This window comes from Chryseobacterium sp. X308 (assembly GCF_020733145.1).
Lineage (GTDB): Bacteria > Bacteroidota > Bacteroidia > Flavobacteriales > Weeksellaceae > Chryseobacterium > Chryseobacterium cupriresistens.
The window spans coordinates 39,761-56,226 of record NZ_JAJFZH010000021.1 but is presented as its reverse complement, the minus strand read 5'-3'; the positions used below and the strand labels follow the sequence as shown (position 1 = coordinate 56,226).

Sequence of the window (16,466 nt, the reverse complement as noted above, 5' to 3'; positions counted from 1 at the left end):
GGCAAAATCGCAAATTGACGAAAAAGCGAAATGGCAAAATGCAAAAGAGCTTTTCGGCATATTAACTCCTGTTAACAATTTTCTAATCTCATTTTAATCTCTTTAATCACATTTTAATTCCATTCCAAAGATCTTCTAATATGGTCGTTCTAGTTTTGTATCATCAAAAAAGATAAACACAATACAAAATAATAAGAACATGACTAAAACAATTTTAATTGCAACAGATTACTCTCTTGAGTCATTGAATATATTGAAAAAAGTACTTAAAGAGAAAGAAGCAGCAGAAGATCAGAACCAATATAACATTCTTCTTACTTCCGGCTATGATTCCGGAGATTCTATCAGAGATCTTTTGTTCAGTACCAAAACATCGATATTCAATAAAATAAGACCTGCGGAATTTTGTGATGCTTTGGGAATTATCAGCAATAAATATCCCCATCTGGTCAATAAAATCATCTGCGACATTTTTACAGGAAGTTTCCAGAGAACATTCAACCAATATGTAAAGGCGGAAAACATTGAGGAAGCTTATTATTCTTCATCCATCAAAAGCAGAGGAAACGGAAAATTCGATCTGACTCCTTATATCAGGAAATGCAAAGAACTCAAATCTCATGAAATTACGGTCGAAGTAAGAGAAAAACTTCCGGAAAGAGGAAGGCTGGCAGAGATTTTTGTAGAAGTCTGAAAATTAAACACAATTTAAAAAAATAAAAAATGTTAAGAAATTATAGTAACAGCAGAACATTGGGAGACAACATCAGGTTGGGAACGCTGACTGCCTTCACGGCAGGTACTATAAACATTGCTTCCCTGTTGATATTCCTCTCTTTTACGTCAAACGTAACAGGACATTACGCTATTTTAGCGGCAGAAATCAGTAAAGGAAACTGGACACAGGTAGGAGTTGTAGGAGGATGGATCTTTTTGTTCTTCTTCGGAAGCTTCCTGTCCAACTTTATTGTTATCAATTTTAATAAGAAAAGTAAATATTTCGCCCATGCCATGCCGATTGTGCTGGAAATCATATGTCTTTTGTTTGTAGGAATATACGGACAGTTTTATTACCAGAAAACATTGGAAGAAACAGAATATTTAGTGGCATTGATGCTTTTTGCCACCGGACTTCAGAACGGTCTTACCGCAAGTATTTCCAACTTCTCTGTGAAAACGACCCACCTTACCGGAACCACTACCGACCTGGGAATTCTGGTATCCATGTTTACCCAGAAAAAATACAGAAAAAACGGAGAGCTGATTGGCAGGGCAAAACTTCTCATGAGTATTATGCTTGCTTATGTAATGGGCGCTGTATTCTCGGGGTTAACATATTATTATCTGGAATTCAGAGTATTCTATGTAATCAGCATATGTCTTCTGATTGTCATCGGATATGATGCTTATAAAATTCATATTCGTCATTTCAACACGAAATACAGATACAGCAGGATTTATAAAAAACCTAATCTCTTTGCTTATCTGTATGATAAAATCCACGGAATTCCTAAAAGAGAAAAGAAAAGAAAGCTTGTCTTTGAGGATTAAAATATAAAACACACTATTAATTTTTTGTATAAACTAGCTGTAAGTGCCCTTATTTTATCATAGAATAGGGGCATTTTTCTTAAAAATTAATTTAATTATATAAAAATGACTTGTTTTTGTCCTGTTTTTAACGATTGTTGAAATAAAGATTTCCGGATTGGAGCAATAAACTTGCTAACGCCCTTCATTACAAACATTAAAAAAACCGGTTGGGGATAAATAGGCAAAAATGTTGATAATTAAATATTAAATCACGATTTTAGTATTTTAATTCCCGTTTTCATTGACTATTTTTGTAAGTTGATTTACGTTTTTATGTCAGATATTATTCAGCTTTTACCGGATCATGTAGCCAACCAAATTGCAGCAGGAGAGGTGGTGCAGAGGCCTGCATCCATCGTGAAAGAACTTTTGGAAAATGCTATTGATGCAGATGCAACGAAAATTGAACTGATCATCAGAGATGCCGGGAAAAACCTTATTCAGGTGGTGGATGACGGAAAAGGAATGTCTGAAACAGATGCCCGTATGGCGTTTGAAAGGCATGCTACCTCCAAAATCAAAGGAACTGAAGATATCTTTAAGATAGCCACCAAAGGATTTCGTGGTGAAGCGCTGGCTTCTATAGCGGCAGTTTCCCAGGTGGAGCTCAGAACAAAACAGAAGGATACTTCCATTGGTACCAATATCTATATCGAAGGAGGGGTTTTCCAGTTTCAGGATCCGGTTCAGACAGCAGACGGATCAAACTTTTTAGTAAAAAACCTTTTCTATAACGTTCCTGCAAGAAGGAAATTTTTGAAAAATAATAATATTGAATTCAGACACGTAATTGATGAATTTCAGCGTGTTGCACTAGCCCATGAGAACCTTGAGTTTTCCCTTTTTCATGATGATGAAGCTGTTTTCAGACTGAGGAAAGGGAGCCAGATGCAGCGTATTGTGGATGTTTTCGGAAGAAAGCTTCAGCCGCTTCTGATTCCTATTAAAGAAGACATTATCTGGTGTAAACTTCATGGTTTTGTTGCCAAACCTGAAGGGGCCAAGAAAGCAAGAGGCGAGCAGTTCCTTTTTGTTAACGGAAGATACTTCAGAAGTCCATACTTCAATAAAGCAGTACAGGAAGCTTTTGAAGGCTTGCTTCAGCCTGGATATGTGCCATCCTTTTTCCTTTTTCTGGAACTTGATCCGGAGAAAATAGATGTGAACATCCACCCACAGAAAACTGAAGTGAAATTTGAGGACGAGCATCTTATTTTTGCTTTGCTTCGTTCAACCATTAAGAGATCTTTAGGAATTTATAATGTTTCTCCAAGTCTGGATTTCGACAGAGATCCCGAACTGGATGAAATGATGAATAAACCGATTCCGAGCAAAGGAAATGGAGGAGGTTCCGGCGGAGGTGTTTTCAAAATGCCGGAAATCATTGTAGACAAAGACTATAATCCGTTTCTGGAAGAGAAAAATGTAGTACATCCGGAGGAAATTCAGAACCTTACGGAAATGTACCATCAGAATATTACAGCAGAGCCTTCAAAGATTAACCTGTTTGAAGATGAGGATTTTGATGAAGATCTGATGAGGCTTCCCAATGGATACTGGCTTTTTAACAAAGGAGATGTTACTTTAATGCTGGATTTGGGAAGAATGCACAGACTGTTGGTTTCTGAAGGAAACAAATCCACCAGAAAATCAAGCACAAACAGCCATGCTCTTCTTTTCTCCCTGGAGTATCATATGAATGAAATCGAAAAGACAAAATACAATTCGATCAAAAAATATTTGCCGGAATTGGGGTTTGACATGAAAATTGCTCATGAAAGTGTACTTCGAATAGATTCACTTCCGGAAGGACTGAAAGAAACCCAGGCCATGAAGTTCCTGGAGAACCTTTTTGAGATCCTTGATTACAAGACGGAAGAAGAATTCATGCAGTATTACCATAACCAATGGAATAAAATGCAGTCGAAATCCAGATTTGACTTTATTTATAAAAAAGATGCGGAACAGCTTATTAAAGACTTTACAGCATTAGGCTTCCCGGAATTTTTGCCGGATGGCAAAAGATGCTTTTATGAAGTTCCGTTTAATGACTTTAAAAACAAATTTTAAAAAATATGTTTAACAATATACCACCCATTACAAGGAACATAATTATTATCAACATTATTGTTTATTTGGTTGCTAATTTTATGCTTCCGAATTTATACGATACACTTTCTGGGTTTTATCCATTCTCTCCCAATTTTAAATCCTGGCAGGTTATTACCCATATGTTTATGCACGCTCCATTTAGAGAGCCTGGGGGTATAATGCATATTTTATTTAATATGTTTACATTATTTAGCTTTGGACCTATTCTGGAGCAAACATTGGGAGATAAAAAATATCTGATACTATATTTCGCAAGTGGACTAGGCTCGTTTTTCTTATTCAATCTTTGGAATTTTGTAGAAGCTCAGCAAATTATTTCTGGTTTACAAGATATGGGACTTAGCGCGGCCGAAATTTATCCAAAAGCCGCACTTGATTATGTGGGAAGTCTGAAGATCAGTGCTACAACAGTTGAAGGACAGGAATTATCCAGTCAATATTATAACCTGCTTATATCTCGTATGATGGGTGCTTCCGGCGCTATTTTCGGAGTAGTAGCTGCTTTTGCCACATTATATCCGGATGCAAAAATTGGAATCATGTTTATTCCTGTTCCAATAAAAGTAAAATATCTTTTACCAATTATTGTTGTCATTTCAATATATCTTGGGGTGTCAGGAAACGGAGGAGGCATTGCCCACCTTGCTCACGTAGGAGGAGCTTTGGTTGGATGGCTTTTGGCAAGGATATGGAAAAAGCATTTATACAGATTCAACTAAAGTAACATTGTGAAGATTTTCCGACTCATAGTATTGATTATCCATCTGGGAATTTTGTTTCTGCTGCTGGGTACTTTACTGAACGGTTACGTACCGCCAAAGATTTTTCCATGGTTTAATCTGCTATCATTAGGATTCCCGGTTCTTATGATTCTGTATATCATCCTGACCATATTCTGGGTATTAAGCTGGAAAAAAAGGGCTTTTGTATTTATGTTGGCGGGTTTGGCATTTATGAATCCTGTAAAACGTTGGGTTAACTATTCTGATCAGAAAGGAAACGCTGAAATAAAAGTGATTTCTTTTAATACAAGGGCTGGCAGAATAGGAAACAAAGAGGTCGGACCGTACCTGAAATCTCAGGATGCGGATGTTATTCTTTTACAGGAGGATGCAGGTATTAAATATCAGTTTGATGGCTATCAGAAAGCAAATCCAGGTGGAGGTTTAACGATTTTAACCAAGCACAAAATCATTAACCAGCAGATTATTGATCCTCAAGATGAAGAAGTAAGAATTCCCGGTGTGCTGGCTGATATTGAAATTAAAGGCAAAACCTACAGGTTCATTGATGTCTATCTCAATCCTTTTCGCTTTCAAAAAGATATGGTGAGGCTTAATGGAAATACTGATACCGACGAACAAAAAATAAAAGATGTTGTTAAAAGGCTGATTCCCACCTTTAAAAAACATCAGGATCAGGTAGCGCTTATTCGTGCAGTAATTGACAATTCGCCTTACCCTGTTATCCTTACAGGTGATTTCAATTCTGTACCCAATTCTTACGAATATTATCATTTATCTGATGGGCTTGACGATGCATTTCTGACTGCAGGAAAAGGAAGTGCAACCAGTTTTCACGATTATAAATTCCCCATCAGGATCGACTATATTTTTTCTTCAAAGTCATTAAAGGCAATATCTTACGAAATTGACCGTTCTGTAAGTATTTCAGATCATTATCCTGTCGCAGTAACATTTTCTACGGAGAATAAATAATCATAAAAAGAGTTAAAATTGTTTGCTTGGTAGGGTTTTTGTTGAAAGAAAATCGTACCAAGACCGTTTTTTCATGAAGTCGAACCAGATATTACTATTTATACATATCGTTGTTGCTGTTTTGCTGTTATGCACATTGGGGAATGCATGGATTCCACCAAACATTTTAGGCAACCTGAATCTTCTGTCTCTTGGTTTTCCTTATCTGATACTGGCACATGTAATTCTAACGCTGATCTGGATCTTCAAAAAAGAAAAAATAGCCATTGCTTTTGTATTAGGTACATTTATTTTCTATAATCCGATCAGACGATGGATCAACTTTTCCCCAAAAACAGAAAATTTAAAAACAATCCGTGATATTAAGGTATTGACTTTTAATGTGAAATACGGAGAATATGGCTGGGATAAAGTAAAAGATTATATCAAAGCACAGGATGCAGACATTATTCTGGTACAGGAAAAAGATACAAACCGTGTTATAAAACGTGATCTTATAAAATACCCGTCGGTTATTCTTAAAACCAAGCATAAAATTGTAAGACAAGCAGAGCTTATTGACGAAAAAGCCCGCGGAAATTCATTTTATGCTGATATAGACATTAATGGAAAAGTAATCAGAATTATTAATGTGTATCTTGAACCTTTCAGACTTCATAAATCTATGTTTACAAAACTTGATAAACTAGGTTTGGGAAATGTTTCAACGTTACTTTCTCATATGACTCCTACATTTCAGGCACATGAAGACCAGGTAAAAAGAATCAGAAAAATGATCGATTTATCACCTTATCCTGTTATTCTGGCCGGAGATTTTAATTCTGTTCCCAATTCATATGAGTATTATAACCTTGGAAAAGACCTTCAGGATGCATTCCTGGTAGCCGGAAAGGGCAGTGCCAGCAGTTTCCATGATTATAAAGTACCTTTGAGAATTGATTATATTTTCAGTTCGAAATCAATCATTCCGCTAAGCTATAAAGTAGACCAGTCTGTGAAATTATCGGATCACTATCCTGTAATTGCGGAATTTCTATTAAATTAGTTCCATGAAAAATTTACTGGCTGCGATTTTTATTTTTATCATTCTTTTTACTGCTTGTTCGAAGAAAGAATCACCGGGATTCGGGGCTGAGCAGGAAGTTAAAATAAGTTATGATACTACTGCTGTAGATTCCTTTTCTACAGGAGCCGTTTCAGTGGATATTGCACGCAAAATACGAATGTCTTCTCCCCAGTATATTGATTCGGTAAAACAGGCTAAAAAGCTTCAGGACGAAGAAAATAAAATTAAAGCCGAGCTTGAAAAAGAAAATAAAGCAAAACAGGAAGAAGAAAAGAAAAAAGCAGAAGCCGAAAAGAAGCTAAAGACAGCTGAAAAGACGGCTGTGCAGGAAACCAAATCAGAATAAATCCAGATTCCATTAAAAAATAAACAATATGAAAAAACAAATTTTAGCTGCAGTGGTGATCTCAGTATTCACGGTAGCATGTACAAAATCAACAACAAAAACAGAACAGGTAGAAAATCCTGACGGATCAGTTACAACTACAACCACTACCACTACAGAAACACCGAACGTTGTGGATACTGCAAAGATCAACAATGCTAAAGAAGATGTGAAAGCTAAGGTAGATGAAGCAGGTAATAAGATTGATGATGCCGCGCAGAAAGCAAAAGATAAAATTGATGCTACTGCAGATAAGACAAAACAGGATCTTAATAAAGTAGGGCAGGACGCCAAAGAGGCCGCGAAAAAAGGAGCTTCGAAAGTTGAGGAAGCTGCCAAAAAAGTGCAGGAAGATCTAAGTAAATAAATAATAAAAAAGCCGTAGTTCAACAGAATTACGGCTTTTTATTTATGATTTGTGAATAGAGTTTCTTAACGCAAAGTTTCTGTTTTGATACCGTACTATTTCGAGAGAGCAAAAGTTGAATCAATAGGTTGATTCTAACGAAGTATACGTATAGCCATTACGACTAATAAGTGGCGAAGTTGCCATATTCTTAGCCTCCTTAAATATTCGGATTACTAATTCTTTGCTTTTTAAAAAAAACTTTATTTATTCATTTCCAGCAACGGATCAATATATTCTCTGTCATTGCTTAGCCTTGGTACCTTATTCTGTCCGCCCAATTTCCCTTTAGCTTCCAGCCAGTGATAAAACAGATTTTCTTTAGCGATATGTACAATCGGCCTTTTCAGAGTCATATTGTTGTATCGTTTCGCCTCATAGTCTGAATTGATGGTCTTTAAATGCTTGTCAAAAGCATCAATAAAATGGTCCAGATTATCCGGGTGCTGGCTGAATTCAAAAATCCATTCATGGGCGCCTCCTTCGTTTCCTTTCATGAAAACCGGTGCTCCCGTGAAATCTGTGATCTGTGCTCCCGTTGCTTCGCAGGCTTTTGCAAGAGCAGATTCTACATTGGTAATCATCAGTTCTTCCCCAAAAGCATTGATATAGTGCTTTGTCCTTCCTGTTATTTTTATTCTGAACGGATTGATTGAAGTAAAGACAACGGTATCGCCAATCAGGTACCTCCAGAGTCCTCCATTGGTGGTGATCACCATTGCGTAGTTTTTCCCAACTTCCACATCTTCCAGGCTTACGACCTTAGGATTTGAAAAATGGAACTGATCCATTGGAATAAACTCATAAAATATCCCATAATCCAGCATTAAAAGCATCTCATCACTGTCTGGTCTGTCCTGGATACCGAAGAAGCCTTCGGAAGCATTATAAATTTCGTAGTAATTGATGTTTTTTCCGATGATCTGTCTGAATTGTTCCCTGTAGGGCTTAAAGCTGATTCCACCGTGAAAAAACACCTCTAAATTAGGCCACAGCTCCGAAATACTTCCTACATTGGTTTCCTTTAATACTCTTTGCAGAAGAACCATCATCCAGCTTGGTACTCCAAGAATGCTTCCCACATCTTCATTTTTTACTTCAGAAGTAATTGCTTTAAGCTTGCTTTCCCATTCTCCCATCAAGGAAACTTTCTTGCTGGGTGTGGTGGTAATTTCTACCCAAAAGGGAAGGTTATCAATAAGGATGGCGGATAAATCTCCAAATTTTGTATTAAAATCCGCATAAAGCTCGGAACTTCCGCCTAAGCGTAAATTTTTATAATTAAAAAGCTGGTTTTCGGGATGGTTGTTGGCATAAATCGAAACCATGTCTTTTCCGGCTTTCATGTGGCAGTATTCAAGGCTTTCGGCAGAGATCGGAATGAATTTGCTTTTAGCATTGGTGGTACCCGATGATTTGGCAAAATGTTTAATAAGTCCCGGCCAGCTTACGTCTTTATGTCCCTGTCTTGCTTTTTCAATAAAAGGCTCCATTTCTTCATAGGTAACAATAGGAACTTTGTTTTTAAAATCCTGATAACTTGAGATAGAATTGAATCCGTATAATTTACCATATTCCGTATCTTCCGCATGAAACAGCTGAGAAAAGAGTATACCTTTCTGAGTTTCAATCGGATGGTCTATAAAATTCTGTATCTGATCAATCCTTTGACGGATAAACCAGTTAACTACGGTATTGAAAAGTGCTTTGGTTGCCATTTCAACAAATATAATGATATTTGAATTTTCAGAAAATTTTTTACGGTATTAAATAAAAAAACCGTTACAAAATTTGTAACGGTTTGGTATTTAGTTGATTGCTTGTTAGCAATATTCGTCGTATGCTGCCTGAAGATTTGCTGCGATAGCTCCTGCAGGGTTTCCTTCAATGTGATGTCTTTCCAGCATGTGAACCAATTCACCATCCTTGAAAAGTGCTACACATGGAGAACTTGGAGGGAATGGAGCAAGGTGTTTTCTTGCTTCTACTACCGCTTCAGTATCAAATCCTGCAAATACAGTCGTTAAATGATCTGGTTTTTTATCTCCTGTCAAAGAGTATACTACTCCTGGTCTTGCAGCACCTGCCGCGCAACCACATACAGAGTTGATAACCAATAATGTGGTTCCGGACTGCTTCAAAGCTTCCTCTACCTGAGCCGGAGTTGTTAAATCCTGAAAACCTTTATCTGTAAGCTCTGCCTTCATAGGCATTACTAAATCTGTTGGATACATATATTTTGTTTTTTATCCCTACAAAGTTAAGCAATTCTTTGCGTTTGTTCAATATATAAAAACTATCAATTGATTAGTCATATAAAATTAACTAACTATTAATATTGCAATAATATTCTAAAAAACATGAATTAACTATAGGAATATTGAAATATTATTATTAAATTTGAAATGATTCTGAAAAACAAACGACCGTGAAAAAAACATTTAAAGCTTTCCCTCAAGCAATCAACCACTTAAATACTCTCTGAAATATGGTAGTAGTTTAATTCTTTTTCAGTTTAGAATTAAAAACTGATCAACAAACTTTAATATCCAAAGAAAGTGAAGCCCGGAACTGAACAGTTCCGGGCTTCTAATCAAATCGATATGCAAAGGTTGTATATCCTAAGTTATGGAATGAGACATAGTTTTGCAGGATTGAGATCAACTCAAAATCCCAAAACCGATCACATTAAGAAAGGAGCTTTTTAGCCATCTCGGAAATACTTTTTCCGTCTGATTTTCCGGCTAATGCTTTTGATGCAACTCCCATTACCTTCCCTAAATCTTTAACGGATTCAGCTCCGGTTTCAGAAATAATATTTTTCATTTCTGTTTCCAATTCTTCAGCAGAAAGCTGTTTGGGCAGAAACTGCTCGATAACTTTCATCTGAGCATCTTCTACTTCTGCAAGATCATTTCTTCCCTGTGCAGTAAATTGGTCGTAAGAATCCTTACGTTGTTTTACCATTCTCTGAAGAATAGCAATTTCCTGTTCTGCTGTTACTTCGGCACCGATAGCCTCTGTTTTAAGCAGTAATATCTGAGATTTCACAGCACGAAGAGAATCCAAAGCCACTTTGTCTTTAGCTCTCATTGCTGTTTTTATAGCTTCGTTTATGGTATTTTCTAAACTCATGGTTTGTTTGCTTTTGGCTTCTGGCAGTTGGCTGATAGCTTTTATAATGGTCTCGAAAGCCATTTGCTAGTAGCCAGCTGCCAATAGCAATTTAGTCTACATCTTTATTTAAAAATCTGTTTTCTCTGATCTGCATGGATCCGTTGTTATCAGACAGGTAAGTATTGATGTTCTGGTCTGAAGCATTGTTTCCGTCAATTGAGATGTTTTTTCTTTTAAAAGCCGGAATAGATTCGAATTCACTTGTGCTGTCAAAATTCTGGTAGCGCGAGTTGAATTCTTTTAATTTATTTCTTCTTTCAATAACTCTATCCTGATCAATCGTTTTATTCACGAAAGTGAATTCTGATTCTTCAGTTTTTGGAGTTTCAATTTCTGTTTTGTTTTCAAAAGCTGGCCTTGTTTCAACTTTTGGCTCTTCCTGTTTCTGGTAGAAAGTTTCAATCTTTTGAGCTGGTTCTGCTACAGCGGCATTTGTAGGTGTATTAAACTCTGCCTTTGGCTGTCCGAAATCCGTATTTGGTTCATTTCTGATAGGCTCATTTACAAAGAAACTGAATTCAACAGGCTTTTCATTTGAAAACGAGTTGTTAAAAGGAGTTCCCGATTGTGGTTCTTCTTTTTTATTTTCAAAATCAAATGAGAAAGACTGGATCTCAAGATCATTAGGATCTTCATTCTCTTCATCAATAGAGAATAAGCTGTATTCTTCTTCTCCTTCCTCCTCATTTCTCCAGTTCTGTTCAGGAGTATTTACCGTATCTTCCTCTTTATCAAAGAATTTTATTTCAGTTCTTGGCTGTTCTTCTTCAATAATCATTTTTTTTTCAGTAGACGTCACATTGAAAGGAGTGTCGTGTTCTTCGTCATCAAGTCTGAAAAGGTTTTTCCCGCCAAAATCATGCGTTGCCTCAGGAGCTGATTCTCTTTCTTCTCTTGTTTTGAAAGGAGAATTTTTAGGAGCCTCAAAACTGTCGTTAAGACTGATTCTGATTTTCTCTGTAGGTCCTGCAAACTTTTTATTGTCATTAGAGAATCCTGTGGCGATCACAAGAACGCTTACCGCATCTCCTAATTCTTCATCTGCACCTACCCCGAAAATGATATCCGCTGTGTTTCCAGCTTCTTTCTGAATGTGGTCCATGATAATACCGATCTCATCCATAGTCACTTCTTCAGCACCACTTCTGATCAATAACAATACGTTTTTAGCACCTGTAATCTTATTATCATTCAATAATGGGGAATCAAGTGCTTTTCTTACCGCTTCTTCAGCTTTATTTTCACCTGAAGCTGTTCCTGTAGACATCAATGCAGTACCTGAATTCTGAAGTACAGACTTAGCATCTCTAAAGTCAATGTTTACATCAAAGTAACCGGTAATAACCTCTGCCATACCTTTGGCAGCATTGGTTAACACTTCATCGGCTTTTGAGAATCCCTGCTTGAATCCAAGGTTTCCGAATTGCTGTCTTAGTTTATCATTGTTGATGACAATAAGTGAGTCAACATTGTTTCTTAATTTATCAAGACCGTTTTCTGCCTGTTCCAGTCTTCTTTTCCCTTCAAAGCTGAAAGGAACGGTAACAATACCTACGGTAAGAATTCCCATGTCTTTCGCTACTTTAGCAATGACAGGAGCGGCTCCGGTACCTGTACCACCACCCATTCCGGCAGTGATGAACACCATTTTGGTGTTTTGACCCATAGCAGCTTTGATATCTTCAATACTTTCGATGGCTGATTTCTCACCAACTTCAGGATCGGCACCAGCTCCAAGACCCTCTGTGATAGAAGTTCCCAACTGAACTTTATTGGCTACCGGGTTATTATCTAAAGTCTGAGCATCCGTATTGCAAATCACGAAATCTACTCCGTGGATTCCTTTCTCGTACATGTGCTTCAGAGCGTTATTTCCACCGCCCCCTACACCGATTACTTTTATAATGGATGAATTTCCTTTTGGTAAATCAAATGAAAATCCTTGTGTACCTATATTTTCCATAACTATACTTTTAATAATTGATAAGTGATAGATGATAATTGATGAATGATATTCGTCTTTAATTTAATAAATATTAATCTATTTCAGGTATCATTGATCATTAATCTTTTATCATTTATATTTATTTACTCTACTTCTTCAAAGAATTTTTTTACTTTTTCCATCAGCGACTGCCCGAAGGTCAGTTTCGCTTTTCTGTTCTCTTGCTTTTCATTTTCGAAAGACTGCTGCTCCTGAACCGGGGCTGCCTGCTGAACAGGTTGAGCTGTTTCTGTCTGTGCTGCAGTAACTTCCGGTTTTGGCTGCTCTGTAACAACTTCTACAACTTCGTCAATATTCTGCTTTTTATCTCTGATCTTTAAACTCTCCATCAGTAATCCGATAGAGGTAGCAAATTCAGGGCCTTTCAGGTATTGATTTTTATCATTGGCGATATATTCATTCGCAAAACCGATTCTGCTGTCAAAACCTGTCGTATAATTGGCCAGCTGACGAAGATGTTTCAGATTTGAACCACCACCCGTAAGAACAATTCCGGCAATCAGTTTTTTCTTTTGTTCGAAAGCACCGTAAGCTTTTAGCTCTGTATTCACCATTTCCAAAACTTCTTCTACTCTCGCATTGATGATCTGAGCCAGAGTTTTTAAAGAAATTTCTTTGTCCGGTCTTCCGTGAAGCCCGGGAATAGTTACAAAAGTACTGTCTTTTTCTAATTCGGGAACAGCCGAACCAAACTTTACTTTCAGTTGTTCTGCATGTTTCTCTATGATGGAACAGCCTTCTTTGATATCTTCGGTAATAATTCCGCCTCCGTATGGAATCACACAGGTATGACGGATGATATTATCTTTAAAGATCGCAATATCTGTTGTACCACCACCAATGTCAACAATGGCTACACCGGCTTCTTTTTCTTCTTTTGTAAGGACAGCTTCTGAAGATGCCAATGGCTCTAAAGTAAGGGCTTCCATTTCTAATCCGGCTTCACGAACACATCTTGCAATATTTCTGATGCTGCCCATTTGCCCAACTACAACGTGGAAGTTGGCCTCTAAACGTTTTCCGTGCATTCCGACAGGTTCCTGAATTTCCCCCTCGGAATCCACTTTATATTCTTGAGGAAGTACGTGGATAATTTCTTCTCCGGGAAGCATAACCAGTTTTTTTACCTGATCTTTTAATGCTTCGATGTCGTCGTCTGTAATAAATTTGTCAGGATGTTCACGCATAATATAATCGGAGTGCTGCAGAGAACGGATGTGTTTTCCTGCAATACCTACCGTAACTTTGCGGATAGGAACTCCGGCGCTGGATTGTGCTTCGGAGACTGCAGCCTTGATTGAATTAATGGTTTGTGAAATGTTATTCACAATACCTTTATGAACACCAAGACTCTTAGCTTTTCCTACACCGAGAACTTCTATCTTCCCGTGTGCATTCCTTCTTCCGACAATCGCGACTATCTTCGTTGTCCCGATGTCCAGACCTACTGAATACTCTTGATTTTCCATTTTATATCGATTTGATTTTTTCTACTTTTTATCTATAAGGATAGTTTCCTATTTGTGTATTAAATGCCCTGAGGGACTTATTCTATTTTTACTTTTGCCTTAGGCTTGGACTGCGCCTTGACGGGTGGCTTTTTCTCCGCTTTTTTGGTTTCTTTTGCTTGTCCTTTCGGTTTGGTAATCTCTTTCGGTTTTACCGAGGTGGAGCTGCTTTTTTTTACCGCTGCTATTTTGGGGTTTGCTTCCGTCTTTTTAGCGGCTGTTGGGGAAGGAACTTTTGCCAGTTCCATCTTTCCTGCCTTTAAAATACTGTCATTTTCTTTAAAATAAGGGTTTAAAGTAGTGACAATCTGATTCTGATATTTTACAGAAACCATGCTGTATTTCTGAGGGTCCTGATACACAAGGTATTTTTCCACAAACGTTTTAAATCCTCTTACTTTAAAATCAATATTATCAAGGTCTCCGATTTCAACTCTGTAGTTTCCTTCGCTGGTCAAAAGACTGTAACTGTCTTTACTTTTAGAGATTCCGATAAAATATTTTTTACTGAAATCATCTTTGTCAATCTTTTCTACCAGTTCTGCCAGTTTTTCATATTCATCCGGATGTACGTTTCCGGTTACCAGCATACATGGGTGTGAATAGGTTCTTGAAATTGGGAATTCAATTCCTTTTTCGTCCACATAAAAGTCTTTTCCATCTTTATTCAATCTGAAGACCGGAACCCTCTGTTTGATATCCAGGTTCAGTTTTCCGTTCAGGTTCAGATAAACATTGGCACTGTCTACTGCCGGTAAGGAATTGATCTTTTTTTCTAAAGCAGGAATATTAAGGTCGCCTACTTTCCCTGATGGGTTTTCTTTTTTTACAATCTCCCTGATGTCCTTTTCATCCACGAAATACACAGGTGTTTTCTCACTCATTTTTACAGAAATCTTATTGTCCGTAATCTGCTCACGGCTGAATCTCCTCAATGAGAAGCTCAGTAACAATCCCAGGATAATTACAGTGACAACAATTTTTAATATTCTGTATTTATTTTTCATATTTTTATTTTAACGCCTTTGCGAACGATTTTATATTTTTCTTCGCGAGCATTGCGTTTATATTCAAATTTTCTCGATCCAATCACAAATAGGGTCATACAGGGTGTCTATATTTCCTGCACCTACAGTAAGGAGGATGTCAAAATCTTTTTCTTTTATTTTTTCAAAAGCATCGGATAAAGCCGATACCTCTTTTTTATCTAATGTTACTTTCTCCAGCAGCCAGTTTGAAGTAATTCCCTCAAAATTTTCCTGCAGCTCTCTTGCAGGGTAAATATCAAGAAGAATGAGTTCATCCGCTTTGCTTAAACTTTCCGCAAATCCGTCTGCGAAATCTCTTGTTCTGCTGAAAAGGTGAGGCTGGAAGGTTACCAGAAGTTTTTTATCCGGATAAAATGTTCTGATTGAGCTCATTACAGCATTGATTTCTGTAGGATGGTGAGCATAATCGTCAATATAAATTTTACCGTTTTGATAAATATGTTTGGTATATCTTCTTTTAATTCCCTTAAAATTGGCAATGGCCTTTTTCAGCGTATCAAAATCTGCGCCTAAATTATGCAGAATAGCCAGTGCTGCAGTGGCATTTTCCACATTATGGATTCCCGGTATTTCCCAGACAAAATCTTTCACTGTTTCAGTGGGGGTATGGAAGTCAAAATAAATTTTATCATGTTCCATACGCAGGTTGTCTGAATAATAATCCGCGGGCTCATTGACTGCATAAGTCTGATGTCCTCTGCCAATCTCCAACCCTTTTCTTACAAAAAGTTGTTTGTCCTGAGGAACTAAAGCAGCAAACTGTCTGAAACCTTCTTCGATATGGTTCTTATCTCCGTAAATATCAAGATGGTCCGCATCTGTAGAGGTCACCACTGCCCAGTCCGGAGACAGGTTCAGGAAGCTTCTGTCGTATTCATCTGCTTCTACTACGGAATAGGTGGAACCGTTGTACAGGAAGTTGGATTTAAAGTTTTCAGAAATTCCTCCCAGAAAACATGAGAAAGGAAGGTCTGCTTCTTTACACAAGTGGGCCACAAGGGTAGACGTGGTGGTTTTCCCATGAGTTCCTGCAATGGCAATACAGTCTGTATTTTCAGTAATTAAGCCTAAAACTTTAGCACGTTTTAAAACTTCAAACTGATTTTGATTGAAATAATCCAATATTCCAAGCGTTTTGATCGCCGGAGTATAAATTACCAACGTGTCTTCTTTCTGAAGGGATATGATCCTTTCATCAATAAGGTCTTCAAAAACAATATCAATGCCTTCATTCATCAGATTCTGAGTAAGCTTTGTATTGGTTTTGTCGTAACCCAATACTTTTTTTCCGGACGCATTGAAATAACGTGCTAATGCACTCATTCCTATACCTCCGATTCCGACGAAGTAAAAAGTCTGATATGTTTGTAAAATGTTCATTTATATTTTAATCTTTAATAACTCTTTAATCAGTTCAGAGTTTTATTACTATATTTTGTATTATAAG

At 37.3% G+C, this 16,466-nt stretch carries 15 protein-coding genes; 8 read left to right on the top strand and 7 right to left on the bottom strand.

Annotation, left to right across the window (positions count from 1 at the left end; all coding sequences use genetic code 11):
* Positions 1-199: 199 nt before the first annotated feature.
* The 8 genes from LIV57_RS18845 (at position 200) to LIV57_RS18810 (ending at position 7,241) form a co-directional block, all read left to right on the top strand.
* Positions 200-694, top strand: coding sequence for a hypothetical protein (locus LIV57_RS18845; protein WP_227943847.1), 495 nt, complete (start codon positions 200-202; stop codon positions 692-694).
* A gap of 29 nt (positions 695-723) precedes the next feature.
* Positions 724-1,551 carry a YoaK family protein gene (locus LIV57_RS18840; protein WP_137904592.1) on the top strand — a complete coding sequence of 276 codons (828 nt, stop codon included), beginning with the start codon at positions 724-726 and terminating at the stop codon, positions 1,549-1,551.
* Between the two features lie 315 nt (positions 1,552-1,866).
* Positions 1,867-3,663 carry a DNA mismatch repair endonuclease MutL gene (gene mutL / locus LIV57_RS18835; RefSeq protein WP_110011301.1) on the top strand — a complete coding sequence of 599 codons (1,797 nt, stop codon included), beginning with the start codon at positions 1,867-1,869 and terminating at the stop codon, positions 3,661-3,663.
* 5 nt (positions 3,664-3,668) lie between these two features.
* Positions 3,669-4,424, top strand: coding sequence for a rhomboid family intramembrane serine protease (locus LIV57_RS18830; RefSeq protein ID WP_202842281.1), 756 nt, complete (start codon positions 3,669-3,671; stop codon positions 4,422-4,424).
* A gap of 9 nt (positions 4,425-4,433) precedes the next feature.
* On the top strand, positions 4,434-5,423 hold the full coding sequence (locus LIV57_RS18825) for an endonuclease/exonuclease/phosphatase family protein (RefSeq protein ID WP_227943846.1): 990 nt from the start codon (positions 4,434-4,436) through the stop codon (positions 5,421-5,423).
* A 73-nt stretch (positions 5,424-5,496) separates the two neighbouring features.
* A complete protein-coding gene (locus tag LIV57_RS18820) occupies positions 5,497-6,468 on the top strand; it encodes an endonuclease/exonuclease/phosphatase family protein (RefSeq protein WP_227943845.1) in 972 nt (323 codons plus the stop codon).
* 4 nt (positions 6,469-6,472) lie between these two features.
* Complete coding sequence (locus tag LIV57_RS18815; protein WP_227943844.1) at positions 6,473-6,835, top strand: hypothetical protein; 363 nt, start codon at positions 6,473-6,475, stop codon at positions 6,833-6,835.
* A gap of 28 nt (positions 6,836-6,863) precedes the next feature.
* Entirely contained in the window at positions 6,864-7,241 is a 378-nt protein-coding gene (locus tag LIV57_RS18810; protein WP_227943843.1) for a hypothetical protein, read from the top strand.
* 242 nt (positions 7,242-7,483) lie between these two features.
* Here LIV57_RS18810 and LIV57_RS18805 read toward each other — a convergent pair whose 3' ends face one another.
* The 7 genes from LIV57_RS18805 to murC form a co-directional block, all read right to left on the bottom strand.
* Complete coding sequence (locus tag LIV57_RS18805) at positions 7,484-8,998, bottom strand: GH3 auxin-responsive promoter family protein (protein ID WP_227943842.1); 1,515 nt, start codon at positions 8,996-8,998, stop codon at positions 7,484-7,486.
* Positions 8,999-9,103: 105 nt separating this feature from the next.
* Positions 9,104-9,514 (bottom strand): BrxA/BrxB family bacilliredoxin, encoded by a 411-nt coding sequence (locus LIV57_RS18800; RefSeq protein WP_047099553.1) that lies wholly within the window; start codon positions 9,512-9,514, stop codon positions 9,104-9,106.
* Positions 9,515-9,968: 454 nt separating this feature from the next.
* Positions 9,969-10,415 carry a GatB/YqeY domain-containing protein gene (locus LIV57_RS18795; protein WP_227943841.1) on the bottom strand — a complete coding sequence of 149 codons (447 nt, stop codon included), beginning with the start codon at positions 10,413-10,415 and terminating at the stop codon, positions 9,969-9,971.
* A gap of 91 nt (positions 10,416-10,506) precedes the next feature.
* On the bottom strand, positions 10,507-12,420 hold the full coding sequence (ftsZ, locus tag LIV57_RS18790) for a cell division protein FtsZ (RefSeq protein ID WP_227943839.1): 1,914 nt from the start codon (positions 12,418-12,420) through the stop codon (positions 10,507-10,509).
* Positions 12,421-12,545: 125 nt separating this feature from the next.
* Positions 12,546-13,931 (bottom strand): cell division protein FtsA, encoded by a 1,386-nt coding sequence (ftsA, locus tag LIV57_RS18785; RefSeq protein ID WP_110011294.1) that lies wholly within the window; start codon positions 13,929-13,931, stop codon positions 12,546-12,548.
* A 77-nt stretch (positions 13,932-14,008) separates the two neighbouring features.
* The gene (locus LIV57_RS18780; protein WP_227943838.1) at positions 14,009-14,977 is read right to left on the bottom strand and encodes a cell division protein FtsQ/DivIB; all 969 of its coding nucleotides are present in this window, start codon (positions 14,975-14,977) and stop codon (positions 14,009-14,011) included.
* Positions 14,978-15,040: 63 nt separating this feature from the next.
* Positions 15,041-16,399 (bottom strand): UDP-N-acetylmuramate--L-alanine ligase, encoded by a 1,359-nt coding sequence (murC, locus tag LIV57_RS18775; protein ID WP_227943837.1) that lies wholly within the window; start codon positions 16,397-16,399, stop codon positions 15,041-15,043.
* Positions 16,400-16,466: the final 67 nt, after the last annotated feature.